Origin of the sequence: Loktanella salsilacus, from assembly GCF_900114485.1 — a bacterium.
Classification (GTDB): domain Bacteria; phylum Pseudomonadota; class Alphaproteobacteria; order Rhodobacterales; family Rhodobacteraceae; genus Loktanella; species Loktanella salsilacus.
In genome coordinates this window covers 25,017-50,126 of sequence record NZ_FOTF01000004.1, presented here as the reverse complement: position 1 = coordinate 50,126, position 25,110 = coordinate 25,017, and the positions used below count along the sequence as shown (strand labels likewise).

Sequence of the window (25,110 nt, the reverse complement as noted above, 5' to 3'; positions counted from 1 at the left end):
TTGGGACGAGAAGAAGGTCAAAGGCCCAGCGCGGTGAGAGCTTTGTCAAGCGGCGCAGTGTCGTCGAACTTGAGGCGCACGGGCAGGGTCAGCACCTTGGCGCGAAAACTATCCGGCAGGCGGACAGCGTCCTTTTCAGTCGTCACCAACTGGGCGCCGCGCGTCTTTGCTTCCAGCTCTAGCCTTGTCATCAAGGCCTCTGTCAGGGGTTGGTGGTCTTCAAGCGGTTCAGCGCGGATCACATCGGCCCCCATGGCACGCAGCGTGGCAAAGAATTTCTCTGGGTGGCCGATCCCGGCAAAGGCCAACAGGCGCAGGCTTTGCCACGGCATGCCGGTGATCAGGGGGACCAGTTCACCGGTCAAATCGGGGATATGTGGGCCGGCAGCGAACCCGGCTTGGGCCGCAGGGGTGCCGATGGACAGCAGCAAATCAGCGCGGGCAAGGCCCGTGGCCACGGGTTCGCGCAAGGGACCAGCGGGCAGGACGCGGCCATTACCAAACCCGCGTTGGGCGTCGACCACGACGATCGACAGGTCTTTTTTCACTGATGGGTTTTGAAAACCATCATCCAGCAAAATAACTGTAGCGCCCGCCGCCTGAGCCGCCTGAACGCCTGCGGCGCGGTCGCGCGCGACCCAAGTTGGTGCGAAAGACGACAACAGCAACGGTTCGTCCCCGGTTTGGGCTGCAGAATGGCTGCGCTCGTCGACGCGAATGGGGCCGGTGAGTGTGCCGCCAAAGCCGCGGGTCACGATATGCGGGGTTTGCCCGCGATCCGTCAGGATTTGCGCCAGCGCCATCGCGGTGGGTGTCTTGCCCGTACCGCCGACGTTGATGTTGCCGATGCAGATCACCGGGATTGCCGCCTTGTAACCGGGTTGGCGCAGGCGCCGCGCCGTAGCAGCGCCATAGATCCAGCCCAAAGGTGCCAGAAGGCGCGCGCGCAGGTCCGGCGTATCAGGCGGCGTAAACCAGAACTTTGGTGCACCCATCTATAGACCCGCCTCGTCCAAGCGGTTGCGGATCAGCGTGACGATGCGGTCCGTCGCCTCTGCCCCGCGCGATGTCACATCCCAGCCCGCCATCGCCATCGCCGCCACGCGGTCGGCAGCTAACAGCGCCTCGACCGCGCGGCCAAGGCCGACTTGGCCATCGACTTGCAGCGTGGCTCCGGCCCGCGCAAGGCGGTCATAGCGCGCGGTGTAAGGCGCAGTGCGTGGGCCATGGATCAGGACAGAGCCAAGCGCAGCCGCTTCGAACGGGTCTTGCGCCGCGCGCTGGGTCAGGGTGCCACCCGCAAAGGTTACGGTCGCAAGGCGCATCCAAAGGCCCAGCTCTGCCGGGGTGTCGACGACATGCACCTGCATCGATTCCTCTGGCCCGCTGGTCAGGGACCGCAAACTCGCATGCAGGCCCTCCGCTTCGAATTGACTGACCAAGGCAGGGCCGTCTTCGGCGCGGGCGGCTACTGCGACCAGCAACAACCGATGCGAACGGCGCGCAGCATGGCGCTGCGCAGCGGCAAGGCCTGTGACATCGGCTGCCTCTGTTTGCGTCGCAAGCCAGACCGGACGGTTGCGCAAAGCCTCTGCCAGATCACGGCGGTCGGATTCGATAAACGGCAGCACGGCGGGCGGGTCTTCAAGCAAGCCGACCGCATAGGTTCGCTCTGCAGGCGCGCCTGCTGCAACGAACGCATCTGCGCAGGATTGATCGCGTGTATAGACAGCGTTCAGTTGCGACAGGATAGCCCGGCTGCGCGATGGGAACCAGCGGCTGACGATGCCGTCCAGCGCTGTTTCGTCCAAGTCGATCACAACGACAGGCACGTTCGCCTCTCTCGCCTCGGCCAAAGTCACGGTATCTAGCGGGCCACCGATCCATAGCAGCAGCATCGGCTCTAACTTGGTTAAATGCGCCCGAATAGCGCGGCGGCCTTCGGGGTGAACTTGCGTGGTGACGGCAAAGCCAACGTCTTCGCCCGTGGCGCGCAAGCGCGCATCAAGGGCCGCAATGACAGCGGCATCCGCAGGGGTGGCGCAACGCGCCCAGACGACGGCCTCCACCCCCGCGGCCCTGAATTACAGGCCGAGTTCTTCGGTCGGAGAGGCCGCGACCTCTTCGTCCCGCAGACGGTGAATGTGCGCGATAAAATAGCGCGTATGCGCGTCGTCGACCGTGCGCTGGGCGTTCGCCTTCCACGCGTTATAGGCGCTGGCATAATCGGGGAACATGCCGACGATGTGGATGTTTTCGACATCCTTGAACGCATTCTTGGTCGGGTCGATCAGTTCGCCGCCAAAGACAAGGTGCAGGCGCTGGGTCATGAGGGTGTCCTTTGATCAAGATGGTGTTGCCGCGCAACTTACGCAGGGCGGGTCGGTGTTACAACAGGGGGCCATGCCCGCTTATCTGTGATGATGGGTTAAATACCCGTTCAAACCAAAGCCGCGCGCAATGCACCATGAACCGCGCCTGCGGCAAGCACGCCGTCAACCTGCGGATAAGGATTGTTGAATACCAGCGGTGCACCCCACCGATCCGTCGCGGTGCCCTGCGCCTCTGACACGATCAGACTGCCGGCGGCGATGTCCCATTCCCATGATGGGCGCAGCGTTAACATGGCGTCGAACTTGCCCTGCGCAACAAGGCACAACCGGTAAGCCAAGGACGAGCGGAAGCCTTTGGAAAACGGCGGTACCGCGCCGCCCAGCCAGAAATGCGGCGCAAGGTTCGGCTTGGTCGTCAGCACGTTGGCCGCTGCAAGGTCAGTCACCTGCGTCACATGCAGCGGCTTGCCGTTCAGCGTCGCCCCGCCGCCCAGCGTCGCGGCAAAGGTCAGCCCGCGCGCCGGCAGCGTCACGACGCCAGCGGTCACGCGCCCATCCTCGACCACAGCAAGGGCATGTGCCCAGTCAAGACTATGGTTGATGAAAGCGCGCGTGCCGTCGATCGGGTCGATAACGAACTGGCGATGCGTCGTCAGGCGGGCGGTGTCATCAGGCGTTTCCTCTGACAGCCAGCCATAATCGGGCTGGGCGCTGCGCAAACGGGCGGTCAGCATGTCGTTGACCGCCAAATCAGCCTCTGTCACCGGACCCTGATCGCCGGCTTTGTCCCAGACCTGCGGGTCGGACTTGAAGTAGCGCATCGCGATGTCGCCCGCAGCAGCGGCGGCGTCTAGCAAAAGGGGTAGGTCAGTCGCCGGCAAGGGTAAGCCCCGATACAAGAAGCGATGGCACAACACGGCTAAGATGCGCGCGGGCATCATTGGCCGCGATCATCGTGCGCCACATATCGCGCAGGTTGCCTGCAATCGTGCATTCATTAACGGGATGCGTGATTTCGCCATTCTGCACCCAGAAACCTGCCGCCCCGCGGGAATAATCGCCAGTATTCGGATTGATCGTCGATCCGATCATAGAAGTGACAAGCAACCCCGTCCCCATCTGTGCAATCAGGTCGTCCCGGCTGACATCGCCCTGCGTCAGCGCAAGATTGGTCACACCCGGCGACGGCGGCGCAGATGTGCCACGGCCGGCGTTAGCAGTGGATGGCAGACCCAACTTGCGCCCAGTGGCAAGATCCAGCGTCCAGCCCGTCAGCGTGCCATTGTCAATCAACGCGCGGCGCTGCGTCGCCAAACCTTCGGCATCGAAAATCTTGGATGCAAAGGCGCGCGGGCGGTGGGGGTCTTCGATCAGGCTCATGCCTTCTGGCAGAATTTGCTCGCCCAGCGCATCGCGCAAGAACGACGCGCCGCGCGCTATGGCGCTGCCGTTGATTGCCTGCACAAGATGACCAATCAGTGACGATGCGACCCGTTCGTCGAACAGAACCGGATAGGCACCTGTCTTGGGACGGCGCGAACCTGCACGCTCTACCGCGCGGGCGGCTGCGGTGCGGCCAATATCCTCCGGCTCGCGCATATCGGACTGAAAGATGCGGGTGTCGTAGTCATAGTCACGTTCCATCCCCGTGCCAGTGCCGCTGATCGCGACGCAAGACAGGCCAATGTCGGACCGCGCGTAGCCGCCGGAAAAGCCATTGGTGGCTGCTGCGTGAATCTGGCGGCGCGAATATCCAGCGCTGGTTTCCGAAACCTGAGAGATCCCGGCATTTTCCTGCGCCGCCGCCTCTGCGCGCAAGGCGTAGTCCTGCAGGGTTTGCGGGTCGGGTTCGGGCGATTCGTCGCAAAGCTCCAGATAGCCGCTATCCGTCTGCGCGGTCAGCTGGCTTGGATCAGCTAGGCCAACGGTCGGGTCCTCTGGCGCTTCTTTCGCCATGGCGACGGCGCGTTCTGCCATCGCCGCAATCGCAGCAGGGCGACTGTCAGAGGTGGACACGCAAGCCTGCCTTTGCCCCAGCAAAACGCGCAGACCGATATCGACGCCTTCTGACCGCTCTGCCTTTTCCAGCGCGCCTTGGCGCACATCAATGGCGATCGACGTGCCCTGCACCGCAATGGCGTCGGCATCATCGGCACCGGCCCGGCGGGCGGCGTCAAGGATCTGTTGGGTCAGCGCAGCGAGATCGGTCATGGGGACGGTTTCCTTTATGTCGCCCATTCAGGTAGTCCGCGCAGCCGCGCACCGCAAGGTGACGGGCTGCGCGCAGGGGTCAGCGAATGCGCTGACCATTGGCCATGACTTGACCGTCTTTCACCTCGATCACCGATTGCACCGCGTCTTCGCCGACGGGTTTTGCGAACATACCCAGCATCATGCGCGGCATCATCGCCTGCTCTGCCGGGATCAGACCCATTGTGATCAGGTTGTCGATCAGCGCGTTGGCCCCGGCCACGTCAATCGTGACCGTACCATCGGGGCGCGGCATGCCCGGAAAGGTCGTCGTGTCGGCGTTATCAAAGGTGAATTCGCCGGTTCCGTTCACGTTCAGACCGACCGCATCCACAGTCAGATTGTTCAGCGACAGGCTTTCGATCTTACCGGGGAAGCCAGGCTCCATCGCAAGCGCCTGCGCCTGTTCAGCGTCCATCAGCGGCACATCCAATTGCGCTGCGCCGGTCACGTCCAGCTTGATCGTCGCAGGGTCATGCGGCAGGGCGGATGACGGATCGACCATCGCCCAGATTTCCTCGTTCACGGTGACGCCGGACAGGTCCAGCGCCAGTTTGAACGGCACAGGCGCATCTGTTGGTGCCAACGGCGTCGTCATGGCAAAGCCATAGGACGCTGCAGACAGCTTAAACGGGAACGGCATTTCGCTGCTGGTCAGGTCGGCATTCACGTCGGTGGCTGTGATATCATAGGACAGCCCTTCTGGCCCGACGGAATAGGACATCGTGCCCGGACCATTGGTTGCGGTGCCATTCACCGTCGTCGTACCATCCACGGCGATGATGTAGGCCGAAGGCCCGCTGGTATAGCTACCCTTGGCAACATACGCGCCGCCGAACATCGCGGCCGGGTCGGTAAAGTCCAGATCCACCGGCGCGCTACTGGTGCCAGCGCTGGCAACGCCATCAATCTTACCCGAGATCATGACAGAGGTCGCATCCGGTGCGGTAATGTCGACCAGCAGATCGACCGTGCCCGCCGTCAGATCATAGCTGCTTTCGCGCAGATCGCCGGTCACCATCGTCGATGTGCCTTTGACCGCATTCAGCGCCACACGCATATCGCCGTCGATGGTGCCGTCGGTGCCCGTTAGCTTGTCGACAGAGATGACATATTGATCCGCTGCGACATCATAGCTCAACGCCTCTGGCGTGCCGCTGGCCTTGATAACAGTCCCAGTCTGCTTGATGCTCATCTTTACATCGACGTCAGCACCGGTGGTGAATTCAACCGGAACTGTGTCGGACAGCGTGATATCAACAGTGCCATCACCCGCGCCAGTAAAGACGATCTGCGGGATCGTCATGCTGACCGTGTCGCCGTCGATGTCGTTATTCAGGGCAAAATCGGTGACCGTCACCGTGTCACCGGACGCATCAACCGCACCGGTCGTGATCTGCGCGGATGCGGCGTATTCGGTCATGCTGTCCTGCCACGCGTCCCAGACCTGCTGGGCGGTTACATCGGCGTGTGCCGCAGGGGCAAGCATCACTGCCGTCAGGCAAGCGCTTGCGCGTAGTGCTTTAGATGTCATCATGGGACTAATCCTTGTGGGACTGAACTTTGGCGCGGCGCTCTTGCCGTTCCGGTCCAAGTGGGGAATTCTGGCGCAACGCTAAAGTGTCCCGCCGGGGACCGAAAGGGAGTGCGATGAAAAACTTTGACATGACCGGTAAAACCGTTCTGATCACAGGCGCAAGCCGCGGCATCGGGGCCGCCGCCGCGCAGGCTTTTGCTGCCGCTGGGGCCAATGTCGCCTTGGTTGCGCGATCCCGCGAGCAGATTACCGAGCTTGCGGGGCAGATCGGCAAACAAGCGCTGGCGATCCCCTGCGACGTGTCCCGCTACTGGGAGGCAGAGCAGGCCGTGAACGCCGCGATCCAAACTTTCGGCAAGATCGACGTCGTCATCAACAACGCTGGCGTCATCGACCCGATCGGCGCGCTTAGCCATGTTGACCCAGAGGCATGGGGCAAGGCCATCGACATCAACCTCAAGGGCGTCATGCACGGCATGCGCGCAGCAATGGGTCCGATGATTGCGCAGGGATCGGGCACCATCATCACCGTATCGTCGGGTGCCGCCCATAACCCGCTAGAGGGCTGGTCCGCCTACTGCGCCAGCAAGGCGGGCGCGTATATGCTGACGCAAGTTGCCGACCGCGAAAACCGCGGCAAAGGCCTGCGCATCCTTGGCCTGTCGCCCGGCACCGTCGCCACCGACATGCAGCGTGAAATCAAGCAGTCCGGCGTCGGCCCTGTTGCCCAGCTAGACTGGTCCGCGCATATCCCGCCCGAATGGGCCGCGCAGGCGCTGGTCTGGATGTGCACCGCCGAGGCCGATCCGTGGCTTGGCAAAGACGTATCCCTGCGGGACGACGACATCCGCAAAAAGGTTGGCGTCGCGTGATAAAGACCGACCGCGATGGCGATCTGGCGATCATCACGCTGGATCGTCCGGACAAGGCGAACGCCCTGACCGCCGACATGCTGCGCGATCTGATCGTCGCTGTGCGCGCGGCTAGGTCTGCTAAGGCGATGATCCTGACCGGCACCGGGCGCGTGTTTAGCGCCGGGGCCGATTTGGCCGATGTGGCAGAGCTGAAAACGTCTCCCTTATGGGAGGAATTGTCAGCCGCAATCGCCGCCCTGCCCGGCCTGACCATCGCGGCCTTAAATGGCACGCTTGCCGGCGGTGCCTGCGGTATGGCGCTTGCTTGCGATCTGCGCGTCGCCGCGCCGGGGGCCAAGGTGTTCTACCCTGTCATGAAACTTGGCGTATTGCCCCAACCCGGTGATCCCGCACGGCTGATCGCACTGGCAGGCCTGTCTCGGGCAAAGCTAATCCTTTTGGCAGGTGCCAAACTGACAGCGCAAGACGCTTTGGCTTGCGGATTGCTCGACCAGATTGCCGATGATCCGGTGGCAGCCGCGACAGCCTTGTGCAGTGACGCGCTGGCAGCTGATCTGACCCATGTCAGCGCGATCAAGGCAATGTTGCAGTGACAGGCACAGACCAAAAGACGGCAATCATCGTGGGTGCAGGACCAGCCGGGCTTATGGCCGCTGACGTTTTGTCCGCCTCAGGCGTCGCTGTCACGGTGATAGACCAGATGCCGTCCGTTGGGCGCAAATTTCTGATGGCCGGAAAATCAGGCCTGAACCTGACCAAGATTGAAGATCCAGCTCAGTTCGATGCAGCCTTTGGCGATGCGCCCCCAGCTCTGCGCGATGCCTTGGCGCAATTTGGCCCAGCACAGGTGACGGCTTGGGCGGAAGGGTTGGGGCAACCCGTCTTTACAGGCTCGACAGGGCGGGTGTTCCCCGTCGCGATGAAGGCCTCTCCACTCTTGCGGGCGTGGTTGAATAGGCTGACGCAACAAGGCGTCACCCTTTTGACGCGCTGGACGTGGACGGGCTGGGACGGCAATGCCTTGCGCTTTGACACGCCTGATGGGCCGGTCACGCGCAGCGCCGACATCACCATTTTGGCCTGCGGCGGCGCAAGCTGGCGCAGGCTCGGCTCGGACGGGCAATGGGCCGATCATTTCAGCGACGTCGCGCCATTCAAACCCGCAAACTGCGGCTTTCGCGTGGATTGGTCTGACCACATGGCCCCCTATTTTGGCCAGCCGATCAAGGCGACGACCTTGCATGCCGGAAAGGCGACCTCTCGGGGTGAATGGGTGATTACGCAGAACGGGATTGAGGGTGGCGGTATTTATGCCGTATCCGCAGCGGTCCGCGATGGTGCGCCCCTTTTTGTGGACTTGATGCCAGATCACGAGCTTTCGGCCTTGCAGCAAAAGCTGGACGCGGCACGCCAAAAATCGAGCCTAGGCAAAATCCTGAAATCCACGCTGCGCCTACCGCCCGTCAAAATCGCGTTGTTCAACGAGATGTCCCGCCGCGCTGAACCTGCCACCCACACAGCGGCGTTGTTAAAGGCATTACCCATGATGCACAGCGGCCCTGCCCCGCTTGATCAGGCGATTTCGACCGCTGGCGGGCTGCGCTTTTCGCAGCTTGATGGCCTAATGCTGCCCAGCAAGCCCGGCACCTTTGCCGCCGGAGAGATGCTGGATTGGGAGGCACCCACCGGCGGCTACCTGATTACCGCTTGCCTTGCGACCGGGCGCGCCGCCGCTGTCGCCGCTTTGCACCAAATCGCCGCGTGACGCGATTCGAATGATTCGATTGCGATCAGAACGGCTTAGAGGCCGTTCCTCGTGCTATTAAAGCGGCCCGATGGCCTTGTTACACAGGCTTTTGAACGCCGCACGCTGGCTTGGACACCGTCGGCGCAATCCATTTCAACAGTTAATCGGCCATGTGACAGCCCAGAGATTAATCACTCTTATTGCATGGAACTGTTGCAATGCAGCATCGCCTTGGCTGCCAGATTAGGGATGCGCTGCCAACACAAACTAAGCGACCCAAACCACCCCCAATGCATAGAATTGGATTAAGTCATTAAAATTCAATAGGTTGCCGTTTCAATAAAAGTCATTGCACCCAAGTCCTCAGCGCGTAAGCTGGTTGCGAGCAGGACTCCGCCGAGCGAGATGCGTGCAGATGTGGCAACAGTGTTGTCCGATTTTCACAAGTATCTTGTTTTGGGCATAAAACGTGGATAGACAACTTGTGATCGTCCACAACGTGCATCTAATTGGAGTACCCACAATGCGCATCACCACTACCCTCGCAGCCGCTGCCGCAATCGCAGTGACTGGTGCCGCAGCTTCCGCTGGCGGCCTGGCTCCTGAAGTCATGGAAGCTCCGGTTGTCGTCGTCGACACACCGATGGCACCTACCGGTTCCGTGAACTCCGGCTACATCGTTCTGGGCCTGCTGGCCGCTCTGGTCGCAGCTTCCGGCTCCTACTAATCCCTCATCGGATTAGAACAAGATTTGAAAGGGCTGGCGTTTCGCCAGCCCTTTTTCTTTGCTTATAAGTATTTTCGCACTGATTTGACATCTGAACAGGACCTTTGTTAGCCGTCCATCACACGCAACCACAAAACTGGAGAGACCTTTGAAACATCAAAAGTCCCGTATCGTGGCCCTTGCAGTGATGACAGCGCTTACAGCGCCTGCTGCCTTGGCTGACAGCCATACAACCGCAACCGCAACCAAAAATCAGGTTACCACACAGCCGGTGGCACCTATGCCAAAAGGTGATCTGGTGATCGTCGGCCTGCTTGCCGCACTTGCGCTGGCGGCGGCTAACTAAGCGGCGCAGCGGACGCGGATCAGTGGCGGGCCATCATTGCAAGCCGGATCAGCGTCCGTTCCATCAGCGCATGCTGCGGTGCATGGCTTGCTGACCGCATGGTCAGGTCAGTGTCCGTGAGCGCCGCAATCGCGCGCTCCAAACGATCCCGCCCCCATTGCGATGCTTGCCGCACCAGTCGGTCCCGGCGCGGGCCGAAGACAGGAGGCCGCAGACGGCCGATACCCTGACCGGGGCCGCCGGGATCAGAAGCGACGACATGCAGCTGCCTGAAATGGCGCATCGCACCAATGCACAGTGTAATCGGCAACACGCCTTGCGCATAAAGGTCGCGCAGCACTGGGCCGATCATCTGGGAATTGCCCTCGGCCACGACCACCAGAATATCATCGACATCCACATCAGCCGACTGCGGGGCCAACAGCGCGACATCGGCAACACTGAGCGGCTCTGGATCGCCCAGCTTATACAGGCCCAGTTTTTCGATCGTTTGGCGAAAATCGCCGGGGGTCAGACTGTGTGCCATCGCCATAATGGCATCCATCACGTCGCGATTCGGAATCGCCAGTTTGGCGGCATCTAGCAAAATCTGCACGTCCTCAGCATTGGGCGGGTCGTCATAAAGCGCGATCCCAACGCTGTTGCTATGCCCCTCGAACACCTTGCGCAGCGCCGATTTCGCAGTCAGCTGACCAGCAGTCACAACCAACTGCGCATCCCCTTCGCGCCAATCCTCCAGCACGGTGGTCATCAGTTTCGACAAACCGTCCGTCGCGTCCTCGACCAGTGCGACGCGAGGACCGGGAAAGAAGCCTTGCGCCTTGACTGCATCATTCACAAGCGCGGGGTCTTTGCGCAGATCGCTGGCGGCGATGCGCGTCAGACGCATTTCGGATTCGCCTTGCGGTCCGACCAATGCATTCACAATTTGCGCCCGCGCGGTGGCTACGCGCATCGGATCAGCGCCAAAGATCAAGATCCCGGCACGAGTCGCCTGCGGCTTACGAATAAAGTCCGCTGCATTGCGCCCGGTCAGCTTCACTGTGGCAGGTCCAGCAGCATCAGTTGCGCGACGACCTTGTCACCCAAAATGATCATCAGCCGCCCCACCGCATCCGTCGCAGCGGATTGCGTTGCCACAGTCGAGCCCGTCGCGGCGTAGCTGGTAAAGCCGTCGACCTGACCGCTGCCCCAGACTGTTCCGTCAGCCGCGGTCAGCTGCCAGCCCGCAGCCCCAACCACGTTATACCGTAGGGTCGCGCCGCTTTGCGATTGCGCCGCAACGTCCAGCGCCTCTTCGACGTTCACGCTGAGCGTCGCGATCGGGGCCGTCGCCCGCCCCAGCCGGTCAATCAACCGGCTGCGGATTGCAAATCCCGCGATGGTGTCCGGCGCGCTGACCGCGACCGTATTGCGCAACTTAAGCATATCGCCGCCCGGAGCCAGCGCGGGCGTGAACCCGCAGGCCCCGACCGCCATCAAGGCCAGCAGCACTGCGCGGCGAGAGGCGAGCTTATACAACAATGTTCACGATCCGGCCGGGGACAACGATGATCTTTTTCGGCGTTGCGCCATCCAGGTTCCGCTGCACGGCATCCTGCGCCAGCACCAATTTTTCGACTGTCGCCGCATCCGCATCGGCGGCCACGGTGATTTCCGATTTACGCTTGCCGTTGATTTGAATTGGCAGCGTGACCTCGGCGTCGACCAACATGGCCTCGTCCGGCTGCGGCCATGGGGCGTGCAGGATCAGCCCTTCGCCGCCCAGCATCGACCAGACGTCCTCGGCCAAGTGCGGCGTCATCGGGGCCATCAACTGGGCTAGCGTCATCGCGGCCTGGCGGCGGGCCGATGTGCTGGCTTTGGATTTCGACAGCGCATTTGTGAATGCATAAAGCCGGGCAATCGCTGCGTTAAAGCCAAAGGATTCGACTCCCAGCGTCACATCGCGCACGGCGCGGTGCATCTCTTTTAGCAGCGTCTGATCACCGTCGGTTGCGCCCTCAACCGTGCTTTGCGCGATGTCATTGGCGGTGCGCCAGACGCGGCCCAGATGCTTGTAGGTCGCTTCCGCGCCAGAGGCTGTCCATTCGACGTCCCGTTCCGGCGGGCTGTCTGACAGCACGAACCAGCGGGCGGTGTCGGCCCCGTATTGACGCACGATGTTGACCGGATCGACCACGTTATTCTTGGACTTCGACATCTTGGCAGAAGGGATCACCTCGACCTGTGTGCCGTCCTCTAGGAAGGCACCGCCGTCGCGCAGCGTGACCTCTTCGGGGTAGTGATAGTTGGGTCGGCCATCGGGACGCTTGGTCTGATAGATCGCGTGGGTGACCATACCTTGGGTGAACAAGGCGTTAAACGGCTCGGCCGCCGTGCTGGGCAGGTGGCCAGTCATGTGCATCGCGCGGGCGAAGAAGCGGGAATACAACAGGTGCAAAATCGCGTGTTCGATGCCGCCGATGTATTGGTCGACGTTCATCCAATAGGCGGCGTCGTCATGGACCGTCGGCGTATCAGCACGCGGCGCGGTAAAGCGCGCATAATACCATGACGAGTCGACGAAGGTGTCCATCGTATCCGTCTCGCGCCGCGCATCCGCGCCGCATTTCGGGCAAGCGCAGTTGCGCCATGTCGGGTGACGGTCCAGCGGGTTGCCGGGGACGTCAAAGGTGACGTCATAGGGCAGTTCGACGGGCAGGTTTTCCTTCGCCTCTGGCACCACACCGCAAGTGTCGCAGTGGATGATCGGAATCGGGCAACCCCAATAGCGCTGGCGGGACAGGCCCCAATCACGCAGACGGAACTTGGTGACGCCATGGCCGACGCCATTCGCCTCACAGAACGCGATGGCGGCATCGACGGCATCAGCGCCAGTCTGCCAATCTTCGCCTGCGAAACCTTTGACGTAAAACACCTTTTCGGTTTTCGCTGGCGTATACGCCTCGGTCAGCGCCGCTTCGGCATCTTCTGACGGAAGGAAGGTCGCGGTGATGGGCAAGTCGTATTTCGTCGCAAATTCAAAGTCGCGCTGATCATGTGCGGGGCAACCAAAGATCGCGCCAGTGCCGTAGTCCATCAACACGAAGTTCGCGATATAGACCGGCAATTCCCACGCGGTGTCAAAGGGGTGGCGCACTTTCAGCCCGGTGTCATAGCCGCGCTTTTCGGCCTTTTCCAACGCCTCTTCGGTCGTGCCGCCTTTGCGCACGTCGGCGCAGAATGCTGCGACCGCGGGGTCATGGCGTTCCAGCGATTTCGCCAAAGGATGATCGGGCGAGATGCCGACAAAAGACGCACCCATCAGCGTGTCGGGGCGGGTCGTGTAAACCTCTACCCGGTCGTGTCCATCGGGGGCATCGGTTAGGCCAAAGCTGAACTGCAAACCACGGGATTTGCCGATCCAGTTGGATTGCATCAGCTTGACCTTCGCAGGCCAGTCATCCAGCCCATCAAGGCCTTCAAGCAGTTCTTCTGAATAGTCAGAGATCTTAAAGAACCATTGCGTCAGCTCGCGGCGCTCAACCTCTGCGCCAGAACGCCAGCCTTTGCCGTCTTCGACCTGCTCGTTCGCCAGAACGGTCATATCGACCGGATCCCAGTTCACGATCGCTTTTTTGCGATAAATCAGGCCCTTTTCCAGAAAATCGAGGAACAGCGCCTGCTGCTGACCGTAGTATTCCGGATCACAGGTGGCCAATTCGCGCGACCAATCAATCGACAGGCCCAGCGGCTTCATCTGATCGCGCATGTCGGCGATGTTCTGATAGGTCCAATCCTTGGGGTGGCCGCCACTGGCCATCGCCGCGTTTTCAGCCGGCATGCCGAAAGCATCCCAACCCATCGGGTGAAGCACATTATGCCCGGTGGACATCTTATAACGCGCGATCACGTCGCCCATCGTATAGTTGCGCACGTGCCCGATGTGGATGCGACCCGACGGATAAGGGAACATTTCCAGCACGTAATACTTTGGCTTGTCGTCGCTGCGCACCGCCTTGAACACATCGGCGGCGGACCATGCGGCCTGCCAGCGGGCTTCGATTTCAGCGGGGGAATAGGTGGTCATCTGGTGAAGGCTTTCTTCGGGCAGGCCGGATCGATAACGGCAATGGCGGCAAACGGGGCGGGGGATGCGGCCCGGAATAGCCGGTCAACTGTAGCCCAATGGGCCAAGTGTCCAGTTCATTCGCAAAATCGCGCGCCGCCGCACCGACGGTTGTTTCGCCAAAAGATGTAGCGAAGCAAGAGGGCCGTCACAAGTCCGATAGACCGCGACATGCGCCAGAGCCCTACGCAAACGAAAAAGGGCGGCCCCGAAGGACCGCCCCAATCTTGAAGTCTTCAGGTTCGATTAGAACGTGAAGGAGACGGCAATTGTTGTGCCTTCGTTGACTTCGTAAGCGTTACCGATTTCGTCGTTGTCACCGGTGTAGGTGTCGCCAGCGTCGCCGTAAGCTGCGATCAGGCTAGCACCGCCACCCAGGTCGTACTCAGCAGCTGCGTATGCTTCAGTCGCATCGCTGTCGCCGTCGTTCTGGATGTAACCAGCGTACATGGTCAGGCCCATGCCGAAGTCATAGGAACCTTCCAGGCCGATTTCCTGGTCGTTACCATCGTGGTAGTAAGCAGTCGCTGCGACAGGACCGTTAGCGTAGGCAACAGCCACACCGTAGTTGTCGTCAACTGCAGATTCGATGGAGTAGAACACAGTCGCGGTGACCGGACCGAATGGGTAGTCCAGCTGGAAGCCAACGGAGTCCTCTTCGGTGTCCAGGTTCGTAGCGTAAGCAACTTTGACGTTTGCGCCAGAGAACGTGGTCGAAGCGAACACGCCGATGACTTCGTCAACGGTGCCGGGGTTCTCTACACCATCGTCAGAGTTGCCGATGATGCCGTCACTGCCTGCAGTTGCGGTATCGTCTGCGTCTACCAGAGCGCCACTAACGCCTTGCTGGTACGTCATACCCACGGTGAACGCACCAAAGGTGGACACTGCGCCGAACTGCAGACCGTCAAGGCCATCAAGGTCGCCATTTGTGTCTGCGCCGTCAGCCATCAGGAACGACAGCGAAGCCGTTACAGGACCGTAGGCCAGATCGCCACGGATCACGCCATCGACGAAATCGCCGTCGTCAGCGCCGTCATTGACGTCGTCGACTTCCAGGAAGCCGTCGTTTTCCATGTTGGTTGTGCCGGACCAGGTCTTTTCGGACGCGGTTGCGGTGTCACCAGCGTAGACAGCTGCGCCTTGACCTTCAACGAACACGACAAAGTCGGAACCGCTGATGCCGATGTTGCTGAACGCGCCGTCACCGGAAGGATCTGCAACGTCGCCTTCTGCGTCGTTGAAGGTCAGATCGACGTCCAGAGTCAGACCAGCGGTCAGGCCCATGTTCATGCCAGCAGATGTCGAAACTGCCAAGCCACCGTCGAAGTAGAAGCCATCTTCGACTTCTTTGTTGTAACCGAACTCGCCGTCGGCACCCCAGACAACGCCCTGTGGGCCCATCATGTCAGCGGAGGCGTGGCTCTCAGCAGCAGCGGCACCAGCAAAGGCAACCAGCGCGGTCGAGGTAAGAAGGATGCTTTTCATGGATAATTCCCTCGTGTTTTGCATTCCAAGATATGCCAGTTGCTCCGGCATTGGGGCAGTAATTGCGCCTGATCGGCTGCTCACTCAAGAGATTTGGCCTTGGCAAGCCCCAGTCGCAGGAAAATGATGCAACAGGGACACACACGATTTCGGCAACAAGTTGTCATGACTTCGGATGATTTTCGCCTTATGCCCCAACAGGCAAGCGATCTGAAGGACTTGGGGAAACGGCAATGACACTTGATACAATCAGAGCCCGCGCGGCGCAGGCTGCACAATCTGCCGGACGCGATCCCGGCGACGTGACGCTTATCGCGGTGTCAAAAGTACAACCTTTGGACCGAATCCACTCTGTCTTGACCCAAGGGCAACGAATCTTTGGAGAGAACAAGGTTCAAGAGGCGCAAGGTAAGTGGCCGGACTTTCGCGCAACGTTTGGCGAGGTCGATTTGCATTTGATCGGGCCATTGCAAACGAACAAGACGCGCAGCGCGATGGAACTGTTCAATGCGATCCACACTGTGGACCGGCCCAAACTGGTCAACACTCTGATCCGGCTTACGCAAGAGATGGGGACATGCCCAAAGCTGTTCATCCAGATCAATACCGGCGCAGAGCCGCAAAAGGCAGGCGTCTTACCGCAAGATGCCGATGCCCTGATCCGCAACGCGCAGGACGGCGACCTACCGGTGATGGGTCTGATGTGCATCCCGCCTGCCGATCTGGACCCAGCCCCGCACTTTGACATGCTGCGCGAGATTGCTGTCCGCAACGGACTGCTGGGCTTATCGATGGGGATGAGCGGCGATTTCGAAACGGCCATCGCGCATGGGGCGACACATATCCGCGTCGGATCTGCAATTTTCGGCGATCGGACCCCATTATGACTATTGTCATGAGTGATGACTACAACCCACCAATGGACCCGCTCGTGGTCTTGCACGACGACCATCAGGTCATTTTGGTCGACAAACCCGCAGGCCTGCTGTCCGTGCCAGGCAAAGGCGAGCATCTGGCGGACTGTCTCATCACGCGGGTGCAGGCTGTTTTCCCAACGGCGCTGCTCGTGCACAGGCTGGACCGCGATACGTCCGGCGTCATGATCTTTGCCCTGACGCCGCACGCCCAGCGCCATCTGGGCCTACAGTTCGAAAAGCGGTATACTAAGAAGACTTACATCGCGCGGGTCTGGGGTAAGGTCGAAGAGGCGAAAGGCACCATTGATCTGCCGCTGATCGTTGATTGGCCTAATCGTCCGCTACAAATGGTCGATCATGAAAACGGCCGCGCGGCGGTGACGGACTGGCGCAGGTTGAAGCGGTCAGAGACGGAAACCCGTATGCGCCTGATGCCGCAAACTGGCAGATCACATCAGTTGCGCGTTCACATGCTGGCCTTGGGACACCCCATCTTGGGCGATCCATTCTATGCGACAGGCCCAGCGCGCGATTTTCCCCGCATGATGCTGCATTCCGAATCGCTGCAATTCAGACACCCCGACGGCGGTGCACCGACCAAAATCACCTGCAAAGCCCCATTCTAATACGGGGCTATTGGTGACACTTCGATTCTTGACTGAGAATGAGTTGGGGTAAAACTCTTCATCCGAAAAGTTTTACCCCGCTTGGTTTAGTCGTTCGACCAGCCGCTAATGGCTTTGCTTTCAAGGAACTCTTCGATCCCCCAAACGCCGCCTTCACGTGCGCGGCCGGACATCTTCATCCCGCCAAAAGGGCTGCCTGCCCCGCGGCTTTGGCCGTTCATCTCGACCATGCCGGACTTCAGCGCCAGCGCCATCCGGTTGCGCTTTGCGCCGTCTTGCGTCTGGACATAGTTCGTCAGGCCATAGGGCGTATCGTTGGCGATGCGAACAGCGTCAGCTTCATCCTCGAACGGAATGATCGACAGCACAGGGCCAAAGATTTCCTGCTGCGCGATCGCCATGTCGTTGCTGACGTCAGCAAAGACCGTGGGCCGCACATAATAACCACGGTTCACGCCCTCTGGCAGACCAAGCCCACCAGCAACAAGGCGCGCGCCCTCGTTGATGCCCGTTTCGATCATCTTTTGGATCTGCGTCCACTGGCTTTTGTTGACCACTGGACCAATGTGCCGCCCCTCTTGCGTTGTGGGGCCAACTGCAATGGCAGAGGCAACCTCTGCCGCCTCGGTAACGACACGGTCGTAAACAGAGCGTTCCACAAGCATCCGCGTCGGCGCGTTGCAAGACTGGCCAGTGTTCTGCATGCAGTTCAGCACTCCGCGCTTGACCGCCTTTTCGTCAGCATCGGCAAAGATCACGTTGGCACCTTTGCCGCCCAATTCCAGCGTAACACGCTTGAGCGTCTCTGCGGCAGTCTTGGAAATGGCAATGCCAGCGCGGGTCGAACCGGTGAAGGAAATCATCGCCACGTCGGGGTGCGCCGAGAGTTGAGAGCCGACACCAAGCCCGTCGCCATTCACAAGGTTGAACACGCCAGCTGGCACGCCCGCGTCATGGACAAATTCAGCGAACAATAGGGACGACAGCGGTGCCTCTTCGCTGGGTTTCATCACGATTGTGCAGCCTGCCAGCAGTGCTGGAATGACCTTCAGCGTAACTTGGTTCATTGGCCAATTCCACGGCGTGATCAGGCCCACAACGCCAATCGGCTCTAGCGCGATTCGGTCATTGGGGGCGTGATCGCCAAGCGGTTTGATCCATTCGATCTGATCAACGGCGGTCAGAAAGTTCTCTAGGTGCCACGGCAGACACGGCGCTTGGCTTTCGCGGGCCAGCTTGATCGGCGCGCCCATTTCGGCGCGGATCGCCTCGGCCATCTCGCCTTCGCGCTTGCGGTACTGGTCCAAAATCCCGGCGCAATAGCCCGCGCGTTCTTGCGGTGTGAGCGCCGCCCATGCGGGAAACGCAGCCTTAGCGGCAGCGACGGCTGCGTCGGTATCTGCCTGACCGCCTAGGGAAATCACTGCGACCGCCTCTTCCGTGGCTGGGTCGATAACTTGGCAGTCACGGGGCTGCGCCGGGGCGACCCACGTGCCGTTGATATAAAAGTCGCGTTTCTCGATCATGATACGGTCCTTGTGCGTAATTTCCGGCAGAGTGACAGCGCCGCAGGTCTTGCACAAGCAGTGGCATCACCCCGCCGAATGACTATGTAAGTGCTATCCAATCAAAAGGAGCATCCCAATGGCACTGCGCATCAACGACGAAGTTCCCAACCTGACGATCTTGACCGATCAGGGAGAGATCAAGCTACACGACTGGATCGGCGATTCTTGGGCGATCATCTTTTCGCACCCCAAGGATTTCACCCCCGTCTGCACCACTGAATTCGGTGCAGTGGCCCAATTGGCCGACGAATGGGACAAGCGTGGCACCAAGGTGCTGGGTGTGTCCGTTGACGGCGTCGAAGAGCACAAGAAGTGGAAGGTCGATATTGAGACAGCTGGCGGTGCTAAGCCCGGCTTTCCGATTGCGGCGGACCAGGATCTTGCGATCTCCAAAGCCTTCGACATGCTGCCAGCAGAGGCGTATTTGCCCGATGGCCGCACGCCTAATGACACCGCCACCGTACGCGCCGTGTTCATCATCGGCCCGGACAAAAAGCTAAAGCTGTCGATGGTTTATCCAATGAACGTCGGCCGCAACTTTGCAGAGGTGCTGCGCGCGCTGGACGGTCTTCAGACCGCAGCAGGACGCGGCGTGGCGACACCCGCGAACTGGAACGTCGGCGATGATGTCGTCATCCCGACGTCAGTGTCCGATGCGGATGCCAAAGAAAAGTTCGGCGATTTCAAAACCGTCCTGCCTTATCTGCGGATGACGAAACTGAAATGAGCCATTGGTCGGGGCGGCGCGTCTGCCCCGACCTTTACGCTGCGCGCACGACCGTCCCCACAGACACCCGCGCATATAGATCGAGCATGTCCGCATTCGCCAACCGGATGCAGCCTGACGAAAAAGCCTGCCCAATACGGTCAGGCTGCTGCGTGCCGTGAATGCGGTACAGCGTGTCGCGTCCGCCCCGATGCAAATACAGCGCCGCGGCCCCAAGGGGATTGCTAGGGTGTCCGCCCGGCAGGCCGCTGGCAAAGGGGCCATATACTGCAGGTTCCACCCGGATCATGTTGCGGGTCGGCACCCACGACGGCTTGACCGCTTTACGCGCAATGACCGCCTTGCCGGTAAATTGTCGGCCCGCTGCACCGACGGACACGCCATAACGCAGGGCCTGTTGGCCCCCAAGGGTCAGATACAGAAACCGGCTGCCCGTATCGACGTGGATCTGACCGGCAGACATCGGCTGCGCCATCGTAATCAGATGCCGCTGCCAGACGTTTGATGCGATTGCTGGGCTGGCAAGCAACGCTGCACCCGCCCCAGCCAAAAACTGTCTTCGCTTCATGCCCCAACCTTCCATCATGGATTCGGGGACAATTTGCGCCAATCAGGTTAATGGCTCGTTGCTTAGAACAGGAAAACCTCTGTGCCGATTGGGACCAAGTCATACAGCTCTGACACATATTCGTTCGTCAGCCGCACGCAGCCGGACGAAAAGGCAGTACCAATCGTCTCTGGCTGGGGTGTGCCATGGATGCGGTAGTAGGTGTCGACGTTGCCATCATACAAATACAGCGCCCGCGCACCCAATGCGTTCTGCGGATGCCCGCCGGGCAGGCCTTTGCGATAGGGGCCGTAAATCTCCGGCTCTAGCCGCACCATTTGCGGTGTCGGCACCCAGCTGGGCCATTCACGCTTGCGCTTGATCTTCAGAACGCCGGTATAGTTGCGCCCGTCAGCACCCAGCGCGATCCCATAGCGCCGCGCGCGGCCATTTCCGAGCGTCCAGTACAGGAAGAAATCTTTTTTGATGACGTGAATCTGTCCAGCGGGCAGGTCGGGACTAACGTCGACCTCTTGCGGCAAAAACTGCTCTGCCCGGTTTGTGGGTCTGCCAAAGATACGGGCAAGCGGGTTGGCGCTGACAGTGGTTCCTGCAACGCAAATAGCGGCGCTGGCCGCGAAAGTACGACGGTTCATCATCTGATTTGCCTGACTGCTGCTGCCCGATTTTTCGAGCCATTACCTGATTGTTACCAAACCGAGTCGATTCGGTCCCTCCACGTTTTGCAGCACTGGCGATTCAACGTGGCAGTGGCACCTGCGCGCCACAGGTGCCACACGGGCGCATGACTATGCTGTCAGCGTCACACCCGCAGCCTTCATCCCGTCCAAGGCGGCGTCCAGCGATCCACCCACATCAATACCCCGAGAAAGCAGCGTGTGAACGGTCACGTCAAACCCCAGCTTTGCAGCATCAACCGCCGAATAATTTACGCAAAAATCAAGCGCGAGGCCGACCATGGTCAGCGTTGTAATGCCGCGTGTGCGCAAATACCCCTCTAGCCCCGTTGGGGTGGTGTGGTCGTTTTCGAAAAACGCCGAATAGCTGTCGATCGCCGGGTTATACCCTTTGCGGATGATCAGATCGCCGTCCGTGCGCAGACCTTGATGAAACGCAGCGCCGGGCGTGCCTTGGATACAGTGGTCGGGCCAAAGCACCTGCGGCCCATACGGCATATCGACGACCTGCATCGGCGCAGCACCGGGATGACTGCTGGCAAAAGAAGAATGCCCGGCCGGGTGCCAATCCTGCGTCAGGATCACGGTTTGAAAGTCCGCCATCAACGCATTGATTCCGTCAACGATGTCATCGCCGCCCGTGACGGCCAGTGCGCCGCCGGGGCAGAAGTCGTTCTGCATGTCGATTACGATCAAAGCATGTGTCAGGGGCTGCATAATGGTGCCTTTCAAACGGGTCCCCAATGGGTAAAACCCCGCCTGTCCTTGGTCAATCGCTCAGACGGTTGATGCCGCCAGCGCTTTGGGCTAGCAGCGGCGTTTCGCATATAGAGGAAGCAGTCATGGCCACGCTTGGGATCGACTTTGGCACATCGAACACCGCCGCCGCCGTCATGGCAGGGGATAATGTGTTCCGCATTCCGGTCGAGCCGGGCCGGGAAACGCTGCCAACCTCGCTGTTCTTTGACATGGACCGCAAGCGCACGCTGATCGGCAGCGCCGCGAATATGGCCTTGATCGAAGGGCGCGAGGGGCGCTTTATGCGCGCCCTAAAGTCCGTTCTGGGCACGCCGTTGATGCGCGAACAGCGGCAGATCGGCTATGAAAAGATGACATTGCTGGACGCTGTCGCGCGCTTTGTGTCGACGGTGCGCACCCGCGCCTATGACGCGACGCGGCTGGATTTCGACACGGTGCTGTCGGGCCGCCCCGTGCATTTCCACCCAGACCCTGCCCGCCACGCGCAGGCGCAGATTGATCTGGCCGAAGCCTATCAGATTGCCGGCTTCAAAACCGTCAAATTCCTGCCAGAGCCAGAGGCCGCAGCCTTGACCGCCGGGCCGCTGGGCGATGGCCAGCTTGGCCTGATTGTTGATATCGGCGGCGGCACATCTGACTTTACGCTGTATCGTCAAAGCGCTGGGCAGATTGACGTGCTCAACAGCCACGGCGTGCGGATTGGCGGCACCGACTTTGACCGTCTGCTGTCATTGGCGCATGTGATGCCTTTGCTGGGACGCGGCGGTGATGTGCGCAATGCATTCGGCAACGGCACGACGACAGCGCCAAATGCGATATTCAACGATCTTGCGACTTGGGAAAAGATTGCGTTCCTTTATACTGCAGAAACGCGGCGCCTTGTGGCGGATTTGGTCAAGATGGGCGTCGATCAGACCGCCTTTGGCCGCCTAGAAGAGGTCATCGCGATGGAGCTTGGCCACGACGTCGCCTTTGCTGTTGAGGCGGGCAAGATCACAGCGAATGACCATCCTCAGGGCGTCATTGACCTGAAAGCGCTAGAAAAGGGACTATCGGTCCCACTGTCTGCGGATCAGTTGGGCGACACGCTGTCCGACCTGACCACCGCGATAAAAGAGGCCGCATGGGAAACGCTGGGCGATACTGCCCCGCGTGATGTCGCAGCTGTCGTCTTTGTCGGCGGGTCCAGCCTGATGGGGACGGTGACGCAGGCGATGAATGATCTGTTCCCGCAGGCGCAGCAAATGCGGGCGCAGGCGTTCACGGCGGTGTCAGACGGTTTGGCCATGGCAGCCGCGCGCCTGACTTGAAGCCAGCGCGCGGCAGGCGTATGGCAAAGCCATGTTTACTGTCGCAGCGCTCTATCATTTCGCCCGCTTCCCGGACCCCGCATCCCTGCGGCAGCCTTTGCTTGATCTGTGCCAACAGCACGGCATCAGCGGCACGCTGCTGCTGGCGGGTGAAGGCGTCAACGGCACCATCGCCGGATCGCGCACCGGCATTGACGCCGTGCTTGCCCATCTGCGCGCCCTGCCCGGTTGCGCAGGTCTGGTCCACAAGGAAAGCACAGCAAGCGAGCAGCCCTTTAACCGGATGAAGGTGCGCCTAAAGCGCGAGATCGTGACGATGGGTCAGCCTGACGTCGATCCGCTGCAAGGCACGGGACACTACGTCGCGCCCGCCGACTGGAACGCGCTGATTACCGCGCCCGATGTCGCCGTGATCGATACCCGCAACGACTATGAGGTCGCGATTGGCACCTTTGACGGTGCCGTTGATCCGCAGACCAAAAGCTTTGGCGAATTTCCCGCCTGGTGGGAGGCGAACAAAGACCGTTTTCACAATAAGCGGATCGCGATGTTCTGCACCGGCGGCATCCGCTGCGAAAAGTCTACGAACTACTTGCGCGGTCAGGGCGTGGAAGAGGTGTATCACCTGCAGGGCGGCATCCTGAAATACCTTGAAGAAGTCCCGCAGGATGACAGCACATGGCAGGGCGAATGCTTTGTCTTTGATGGGCGCGTCAGCGTTGGGCATGGCCTGACCGAAGGCCCGCATATCCTGTGCCACGCTTGCCGGCGCCCCTTGCTGCCCGAGGACCGCAATCATCCGCAGTATGAAGACGGCGTCGCCTGTCACCACTGCGCCGACCAAACGTCAGACGATGACAAGAACCGCTTTCGCGAACGCCAACGCCAGATCGTCCTGGCAAAGGCGCGGGGCGAACGGCACATCGGCAGCCTGTGAAAGCACTCCGCCGAAATCAGGACACTGGCCTTGCGTTGACGATTGGTGTGCTGTCGGGGCTAATCGGGTATTTTGTCGGCATGCCGCTGCCTTGGATGCTGGGGCCGATGATCGGCACCACGATCGCCGCAATGGCGCGCCTGCCCGTGCGCGGCCCGGGCAAACTGCGCCCCTTTGTCATTCCAATCATCGGCGTCCTGCTTGGCTCTGGCATCACGGCAGAGCTGTTCGGCCAGCTTAGCAGCTGGGCCGCGACGCTGATCTTGCTACCGCTGTTCCTATGCGCGGCAGCGGGGGTGTCGTATGTCGTCTACCGCAAGCTAGGTGGCTATGATCCGGTGACGGCCTTTTACGCCGCCATGCCCGGCGGTTTGAATGAGATGTTGCTGCTGGGCGCTGCCGCAGGCGGCAACGAAAAAAAGATCGCGCTGGCCCATGCCGCCCGCGTCTTTTTGGTGGTCGTGCTGGTTGTCGCCTATTTTGGTATCTTTCTGGGCGTCCGGTCTGGTGCGGGTGGACGCGGGTTCGTTCCGCTTTCGGCGCTGTCTGCCCTTGATTATGTGATCCTTGCAGGGTGCGCCGCGCTCGGCTCTATCGGTGGGAAATGGCTTAACTTGCCCGCCGCCCCCGTCTTTGGCCCGATGATCCTTTCGGGCATCGTCCATGTCGCAGGCATGGTTCATACCGCGCCGCCCTCTGTCATCATTATCGCTGCACAGATCGTTATCGGCACAATTATCGGGGCGCGCTTTGTCGGATCGACCGTCAGGGAAATCCTGCGCGATCTTGGTATCGCGGCCGTTGCCACCGCTGGCATGCTCGCCATCGCCGTGCTGTTCGCAGAAGGCATCGCGCACTTTATGGGCATGCCGCTATCGCAAGCCTTTCTTGCCTATTCCCCCGGCGGCCTGACAGAGATGTCGCTGCTGTCGCTCACGCTGGGACAGGACTTCGCCTATGTCTCTGTCACGCATATCATTCGCATCACGCTGATCATTGCCATCGCCCCCACAGTGTTTCGCTGGCTGCTGCGCCGCGACTGACCCTGTTGCGCCAATGACGCGCTGCGGCACAGGTCTTCACGATACCTTTGCGCAACTGCACCAGCGGCGCTACCTAGCGGGCAGAATGAATTGCGGGGCCTGCCATGCTTGAACGTCTGTTGTCACTGTTTCACGCCGACAAAACGACCACCACCTTGCCAGAGGTCGACGCCCGCCACGCCTTGGGTGCCCTTCTGGTGCGCGCTGCCAAAGTCGACCGCGCCTATCTGTTCGAAGAGGTCGAGGAAATCGACCACGTCCTGTCGCATATGTATGCGCTGAACCCGGTCGAGGCCGCCAAAATGCGCGCGCGCTGCGAAAAGCTAGAAGTCGCAATGCCCGACACCGACACGCTGGCCCGCGTGCTGCACGACGCCATCCCCATGTTGGAACGCGAAACCGCTGTGCAATCGTTGTGGTCCGTCGTGCTGGCCGACGGGATGGAGCGGCCAGAGGAAGACGACCTGCTGCACCGGATCGAAGCGACGCTGGGCGTTTCCCCCGAACGCGCGCTGGAACTGCACGACGCGGCCGTGGCGCAGGCGCAGCACCTGTAAACCTGCA

General features: G+C 60.6%; 26 protein-coding genes. 12 read left to right on the top strand and 14 right to left on the bottom strand.

The window, feature by feature from the left end; translation table 11 throughout:
* Window positions 1–17: 17 nt before the first annotated feature.
* The 6 genes from lpxK to BM131_RS04285 form a co-directional block, all read right to left on the bottom strand.
* Window positions 18–995: a tetraacyldisaccharide 4'-kinase gene (gene lpxK, locus BM131_RS04310; protein WP_090186131.1), complete on the bottom strand. Its 978-nt coding sequence runs from the start codon at window positions 993–995 to the stop codon at window positions 18–20.
* Complete coding sequence (locus BM131_RS04305) at window positions 996–2,069, bottom strand: 3-deoxy-D-manno-octulosonic acid transferase (RefSeq protein WP_090186129.1); 1,074 nt, start codon at window positions 2,067–2,069, stop codon at window positions 996–998.
* 15 nt (window positions 2,070–2,084) lie between these two features.
* Window positions 2,085–2,330, bottom strand: a complete 246-nt coding sequence (locus BM131_RS04300) for a DUF4170 domain-containing protein (RefSeq protein WP_090186127.1) — start codon at window positions 2,328–2,330, stop codon at window positions 2,085–2,087.
* A gap of 110 nt (window positions 2,331–2,440) precedes the next feature.
* Window positions 2,441–3,214, bottom strand: coding sequence for a 3'(2'),5'-bisphosphate nucleotidase CysQ (locus BM131_RS04295; RefSeq protein WP_090186125.1), 774 nt, complete (start codon window positions 3,212–3,214; stop codon window positions 2,441–2,443).
* Window positions 3,201–4,544, bottom strand: coding sequence for a TldD/PmbA family protein (locus tag BM131_RS04290; protein WP_090186122.1), 1,344 nt, complete (start codon window positions 4,542–4,544; stop codon window positions 3,201–3,203). Before BM131_RS04290 ends, BM131_RS04295 begins: the two co-directional genes overlap by 14 nt.
* 79 nt (window positions 4,545–4,623) lie before the next feature.
* The gene (locus BM131_RS04285) at window positions 4,624–6,120 is read right to left on the bottom strand and encodes a DUF2125 domain-containing protein (protein ID WP_090186119.1); all 1,497 of its coding nucleotides are present in this window, start codon (window positions 6,118–6,120) and stop codon (window positions 4,624–4,626) included.
* Window positions 6,121–6,233: 113 nt separating this feature from the next.
* Here BM131_RS04285 and BM131_RS04280 point away from each other — a divergent pair, with 113 nt between their 5' ends.
* The 5 genes from BM131_RS04280 to BM131_RS19920 all read left to right on the top strand — a co-directional run bounded on the left by BM131_RS04280 (window position 6,234) and on the right by BM131_RS19920 (window position 9,815).
* On the top strand, window positions 6,234–6,992 hold the full coding sequence (locus BM131_RS04280) for an SDR family oxidoreductase (protein WP_090186116.1): 759 nt from the start codon (window positions 6,234–6,236) through the stop codon (window positions 6,990–6,992).
* Entirely contained in the window at window positions 6,989–7,588 is a 600-nt protein-coding gene (locus tag BM131_RS04275; RefSeq protein ID WP_090186114.1) for an enoyl-CoA hydratase/isomerase family protein, read from the top strand. Before BM131_RS04280 ends, BM131_RS04275 begins: the two co-directional genes overlap by 4 nt.
* Window positions 7,585–8,760: a TIGR03862 family flavoprotein gene (locus BM131_RS04270; protein WP_281245303.1), complete on the top strand. Its 1,176-nt coding sequence runs from the start codon at window positions 7,585–7,587 to the stop codon at window positions 8,758–8,760. Before BM131_RS04275 ends, BM131_RS04270 begins: the two co-directional genes overlap by 4 nt.
* A 505-nt stretch (window positions 8,761–9,265) precedes the next feature.
* Window positions 9,266–9,469: a hypothetical protein gene (locus tag BM131_RS04265; protein WP_090186112.1), complete on the top strand. Its 204-nt coding sequence runs from the start codon at window positions 9,266–9,268 to the stop codon at window positions 9,467–9,469.
* 148 nt (window positions 9,470–9,617) lie between these two features.
* Complete coding sequence (locus BM131_RS19920) at window positions 9,618–9,815, top strand: hypothetical protein (protein ID WP_139222584.1); 198 nt, start codon at window positions 9,618–9,620, stop codon at window positions 9,813–9,815.
* Window positions 9,816–9,834: 19 nt separating this feature from the next.
* Here BM131_RS19920 and holA read toward each other — a convergent pair whose 3' ends face one another.
* The 4 genes from holA to BM131_RS04245 all read right to left on the bottom strand — a co-directional run bounded on the left by holA (window position 9,835) and on the right by BM131_RS04245 (window position 15,414).
* Window positions 9,835–10,857, bottom strand: a complete 1,023-nt coding sequence (holA, locus tag BM131_RS04260) for a DNA polymerase III subunit delta (RefSeq protein ID WP_090186109.1) — start codon at window positions 10,855–10,857, stop codon at window positions 9,835–9,837.
* Window positions 10,854–11,339, bottom strand: coding sequence for an LPS assembly lipoprotein LptE (gene lptE, locus BM131_RS04255; RefSeq protein WP_139222583.1), 486 nt, complete (start codon window positions 11,337–11,339; stop codon window positions 10,854–10,856). The genes holA and lptE overlap by 4 nt, the downstream gene beginning before the upstream one ends.
* Window positions 11,329–13,887: a leucine--tRNA ligase gene (leuS, locus tag BM131_RS04250; protein ID WP_090186104.1), complete on the bottom strand. Its 2,559-nt coding sequence runs from the start codon at window positions 13,885–13,887 to the stop codon at window positions 11,329–11,331. The genes lptE and leuS overlap by 11 nt, the downstream gene beginning before the upstream one ends.
* Window positions 13,888–14,172: 285 nt before the next feature.
* Window positions 14,173–15,414, bottom strand: coding sequence for a porin (locus tag BM131_RS04245; protein WP_175499169.1), 1,242 nt, complete (start codon window positions 15,412–15,414; stop codon window positions 14,173–14,175).
* Between the two features lie 233 nt (window positions 15,415–15,647).
* On the opposite strand from BM131_RS04245, the gene BM131_RS04240 reads away from it, so the two are divergent.
* Both BM131_RS04240 and BM131_RS04235 read left to right on the top strand, forming a co-directional pair.
* Window positions 15,648–16,301 (top strand): YggS family pyridoxal phosphate-dependent enzyme, encoded by a 654-nt coding sequence (locus BM131_RS04240; RefSeq protein ID WP_090186100.1) that lies wholly within the window; start codon window positions 15,648–15,650, stop codon window positions 16,299–16,301.
* A gap of 8 nt (window positions 16,302–16,309) precedes the next feature.
* Window positions 16,310–16,957: a pseudouridine synthase gene (locus BM131_RS04235; protein ID WP_090186611.1), complete on the top strand. Its 648-nt coding sequence runs from the start codon at window positions 16,310–16,312 to the stop codon at window positions 16,955–16,957.
* 86 nt (window positions 16,958–17,043) lie between these two features.
* Here the strand turns inward: BM131_RS04235 and BM131_RS04230 are convergent, their stop codons facing one another.
* On the bottom strand, window positions 17,044–18,483 hold the full coding sequence (locus tag BM131_RS04230; RefSeq protein ID WP_090186097.1) for an aldehyde dehydrogenase family protein: 1,440 nt from the start codon (window positions 18,481–18,483) through the stop codon (window positions 17,044–17,046).
* A 118-nt stretch (window positions 18,484–18,601) separates the two neighbouring features.
* Here BM131_RS04230 and BM131_RS04225 point away from each other — a divergent pair, with 118 nt between their 5' ends.
* Window positions 18,602–19,252: a peroxiredoxin gene (locus tag BM131_RS04225; RefSeq protein WP_090186095.1), complete on the top strand. Its 651-nt coding sequence runs from the start codon at window positions 18,602–18,604 to the stop codon at window positions 19,250–19,252.
* A gap of 34 nt (window positions 19,253–19,286) precedes the next feature.
* On the opposite strand, the gene BM131_RS04220 is transcribed toward BM131_RS04225, so the two are convergent.
* From BM131_RS04220 to pncA, 3 genes are all read right to left on the bottom strand, one after another.
* Window positions 19,287–19,820, bottom strand: coding sequence for a L,D-transpeptidase (locus BM131_RS04220; protein ID WP_217646842.1), 534 nt, complete (start codon window positions 19,818–19,820; stop codon window positions 19,287–19,289).
* A 62-nt stretch (window positions 19,821–19,882) separates the two neighbouring features.
* The gene (locus BM131_RS04215) at window positions 19,883–20,458 is read right to left on the bottom strand and encodes a L,D-transpeptidase (protein ID WP_245754129.1); all 576 of its coding nucleotides are present in this window, start codon (window positions 20,456–20,458) and stop codon (window positions 19,883–19,885) included.
* A 150-nt stretch (window positions 20,459–20,608) separates the two neighbouring features.
* Complete coding sequence (gene pncA / locus BM131_RS04210) at window positions 20,609–21,214, bottom strand: bifunctional nicotinamidase/pyrazinamidase (RefSeq protein ID WP_090186092.1); 606 nt, start codon at window positions 21,212–21,214, stop codon at window positions 20,609–20,611.
* A gap of 125 nt (window positions 21,215–21,339) precedes the next feature.
* Between pncA and BM131_RS04205 the strand changes: the two genes are divergently transcribed.
* The 4 genes from BM131_RS04205 to BM131_RS04190 all read left to right on the top strand — a co-directional run bounded on the left by BM131_RS04205 (window position 21,340) and on the right by BM131_RS04190 (window position 25,103).
* A complete protein-coding gene (locus BM131_RS04205; protein WP_090186090.1) occupies window positions 21,340–22,566 on the top strand; it encodes an Hsp70 family protein in 1,227 nt (408 codons plus the stop codon).
* Window positions 22,567–22,597: 31 nt separating this feature from the next.
* Window positions 22,598–23,503 (top strand): oxygen-dependent tRNA uridine(34) hydroxylase TrhO, encoded by a 906-nt coding sequence (gene trhO / locus BM131_RS04200; RefSeq protein ID WP_090186087.1) that lies wholly within the window; start codon window positions 22,598–22,600, stop codon window positions 23,501–23,503.
* A complete protein-coding gene (locus BM131_RS04195) occupies window positions 23,500–24,546 on the top strand; it encodes an AbrB family transcriptional regulator (protein WP_139222582.1) in 1,047 nt (348 codons plus the stop codon). Before trhO ends, BM131_RS04195 begins: the two co-directional genes overlap by 4 nt.
* A 104-nt stretch (window positions 24,547–24,650) precedes the next feature.
* On the top strand, window positions 24,651–25,103 hold the full coding sequence (locus tag BM131_RS04190) for a tellurite resistance TerB family protein (RefSeq protein WP_090186085.1): 453 nt from the start codon (window positions 24,651–24,653) through the stop codon (window positions 25,101–25,103).
* Window positions 25,104–25,110: the final 7 nt, after the last annotated feature.

Coding starts and splice junctions, on each gene's coding strand:
- lpxK (WP_090186131.1), bottom strand. CDS start 995: ATGGGTGCACCAAAGTTCTGGTTTACGCCGCCTGATACGCCGGACCTG.
- BM131_RS04300 (WP_090186127.1), bottom strand. CDS start 2,330: ATGACCCAGCGCCTGCACCTTGTCTTTGGCGGCGAACTGATCGACCCG.
- BM131_RS04290 (WP_090186122.1), bottom strand. CDS start 4,544: ATGACCGATCTCGCTGCGCTGACCCAACAGATCCTTGACGCCGCCCGC.
- BM131_RS04285 (WP_090186119.1), bottom strand. CDS start 6,120: ATGATGACATCTAAAGCACTACGCGCAAGCGCTTGCCTGACGGCAGTG.
- BM131_RS04280 (WP_090186116.1), top strand. CDS start 6,234: ATGAAAAACTTTGACATGACCGGTAAAACCGTTCTGATCACAGGCGCA.
- BM131_RS04265 (WP_090186112.1), top strand. CDS start 9,266: ATGCGCATCACCACTACCCTCGCAGCCGCTGCCGCAATCGCAGTGACT.
- leuS (WP_090186104.1), bottom strand. CDS start 13,887: ATGACCACCTATTCCCCCGCTGAAATCGAAGCCCGCTGGCAGGCCGCA.
- BM131_RS04245 (WP_175499169.1), bottom strand. CDS start 15,414: ATGAAAAGCATCCTTCTTACCTCGACCGCGCTGGTTGCCTTTGCTGGT.
- BM131_RS04240 (WP_090186100.1), top strand. CDS start 15,648: ATGACACTTGATACAATCAGAGCCCGCGCGGCGCAGGCTGCACAATCT.
- BM131_RS04235 (WP_090186611.1), top strand. CDS start 16,310: ATGAGTGATGACTACAACCCACCAATGGACCCGCTCGTGGTCTTGCAC.
- BM131_RS04230 (WP_090186097.1), bottom strand. CDS start 18,483: ATGATCGAGAAACGCGACTTTTATATCAACGGCACGTGGGTCGCCCCG.
- BM131_RS04225 (WP_090186095.1), top strand. CDS start 18,602: ATGGCACTGCGCATCAACGACGAAGTTCCCAACCTGACGATCTTGACC.
- BM131_RS04220 (WP_217646842.1), bottom strand. CDS start 19,820: ATGAAGCGAAGACAGTTTTTGGCTGGGGCGGGTGCAGCGTTGCTTGCC.
- BM131_RS04215 (WP_245754129.1), bottom strand. CDS start 20,458: ATGATGAACCGTCGTACTTTCGCGGCCAGCGCCGCTATTTGCGTTGCA.
- pncA (WP_090186092.1), bottom strand. CDS start 21,214: ATGCAGCCCCTGACACATGCTTTGATCGTAATCGACATGCAGAACGAC.
- BM131_RS04205 (WP_090186090.1), top strand. CDS start 21,340: ATGGCCACGCTTGGGATCGACTTTGGCACATCGAACACCGCCGCCGCC.
- trhO (WP_090186087.1), top strand. CDS start 22,598: ATGTTTACTGTCGCAGCGCTCTATCATTTCGCCCGCTTCCCGGACCCC.
- BM131_RS04190 (WP_090186085.1), top strand. CDS start 24,651: ATGCTTGAACGTCTGTTGTCACTGTTTCACGCCGACAAAACGACCACC.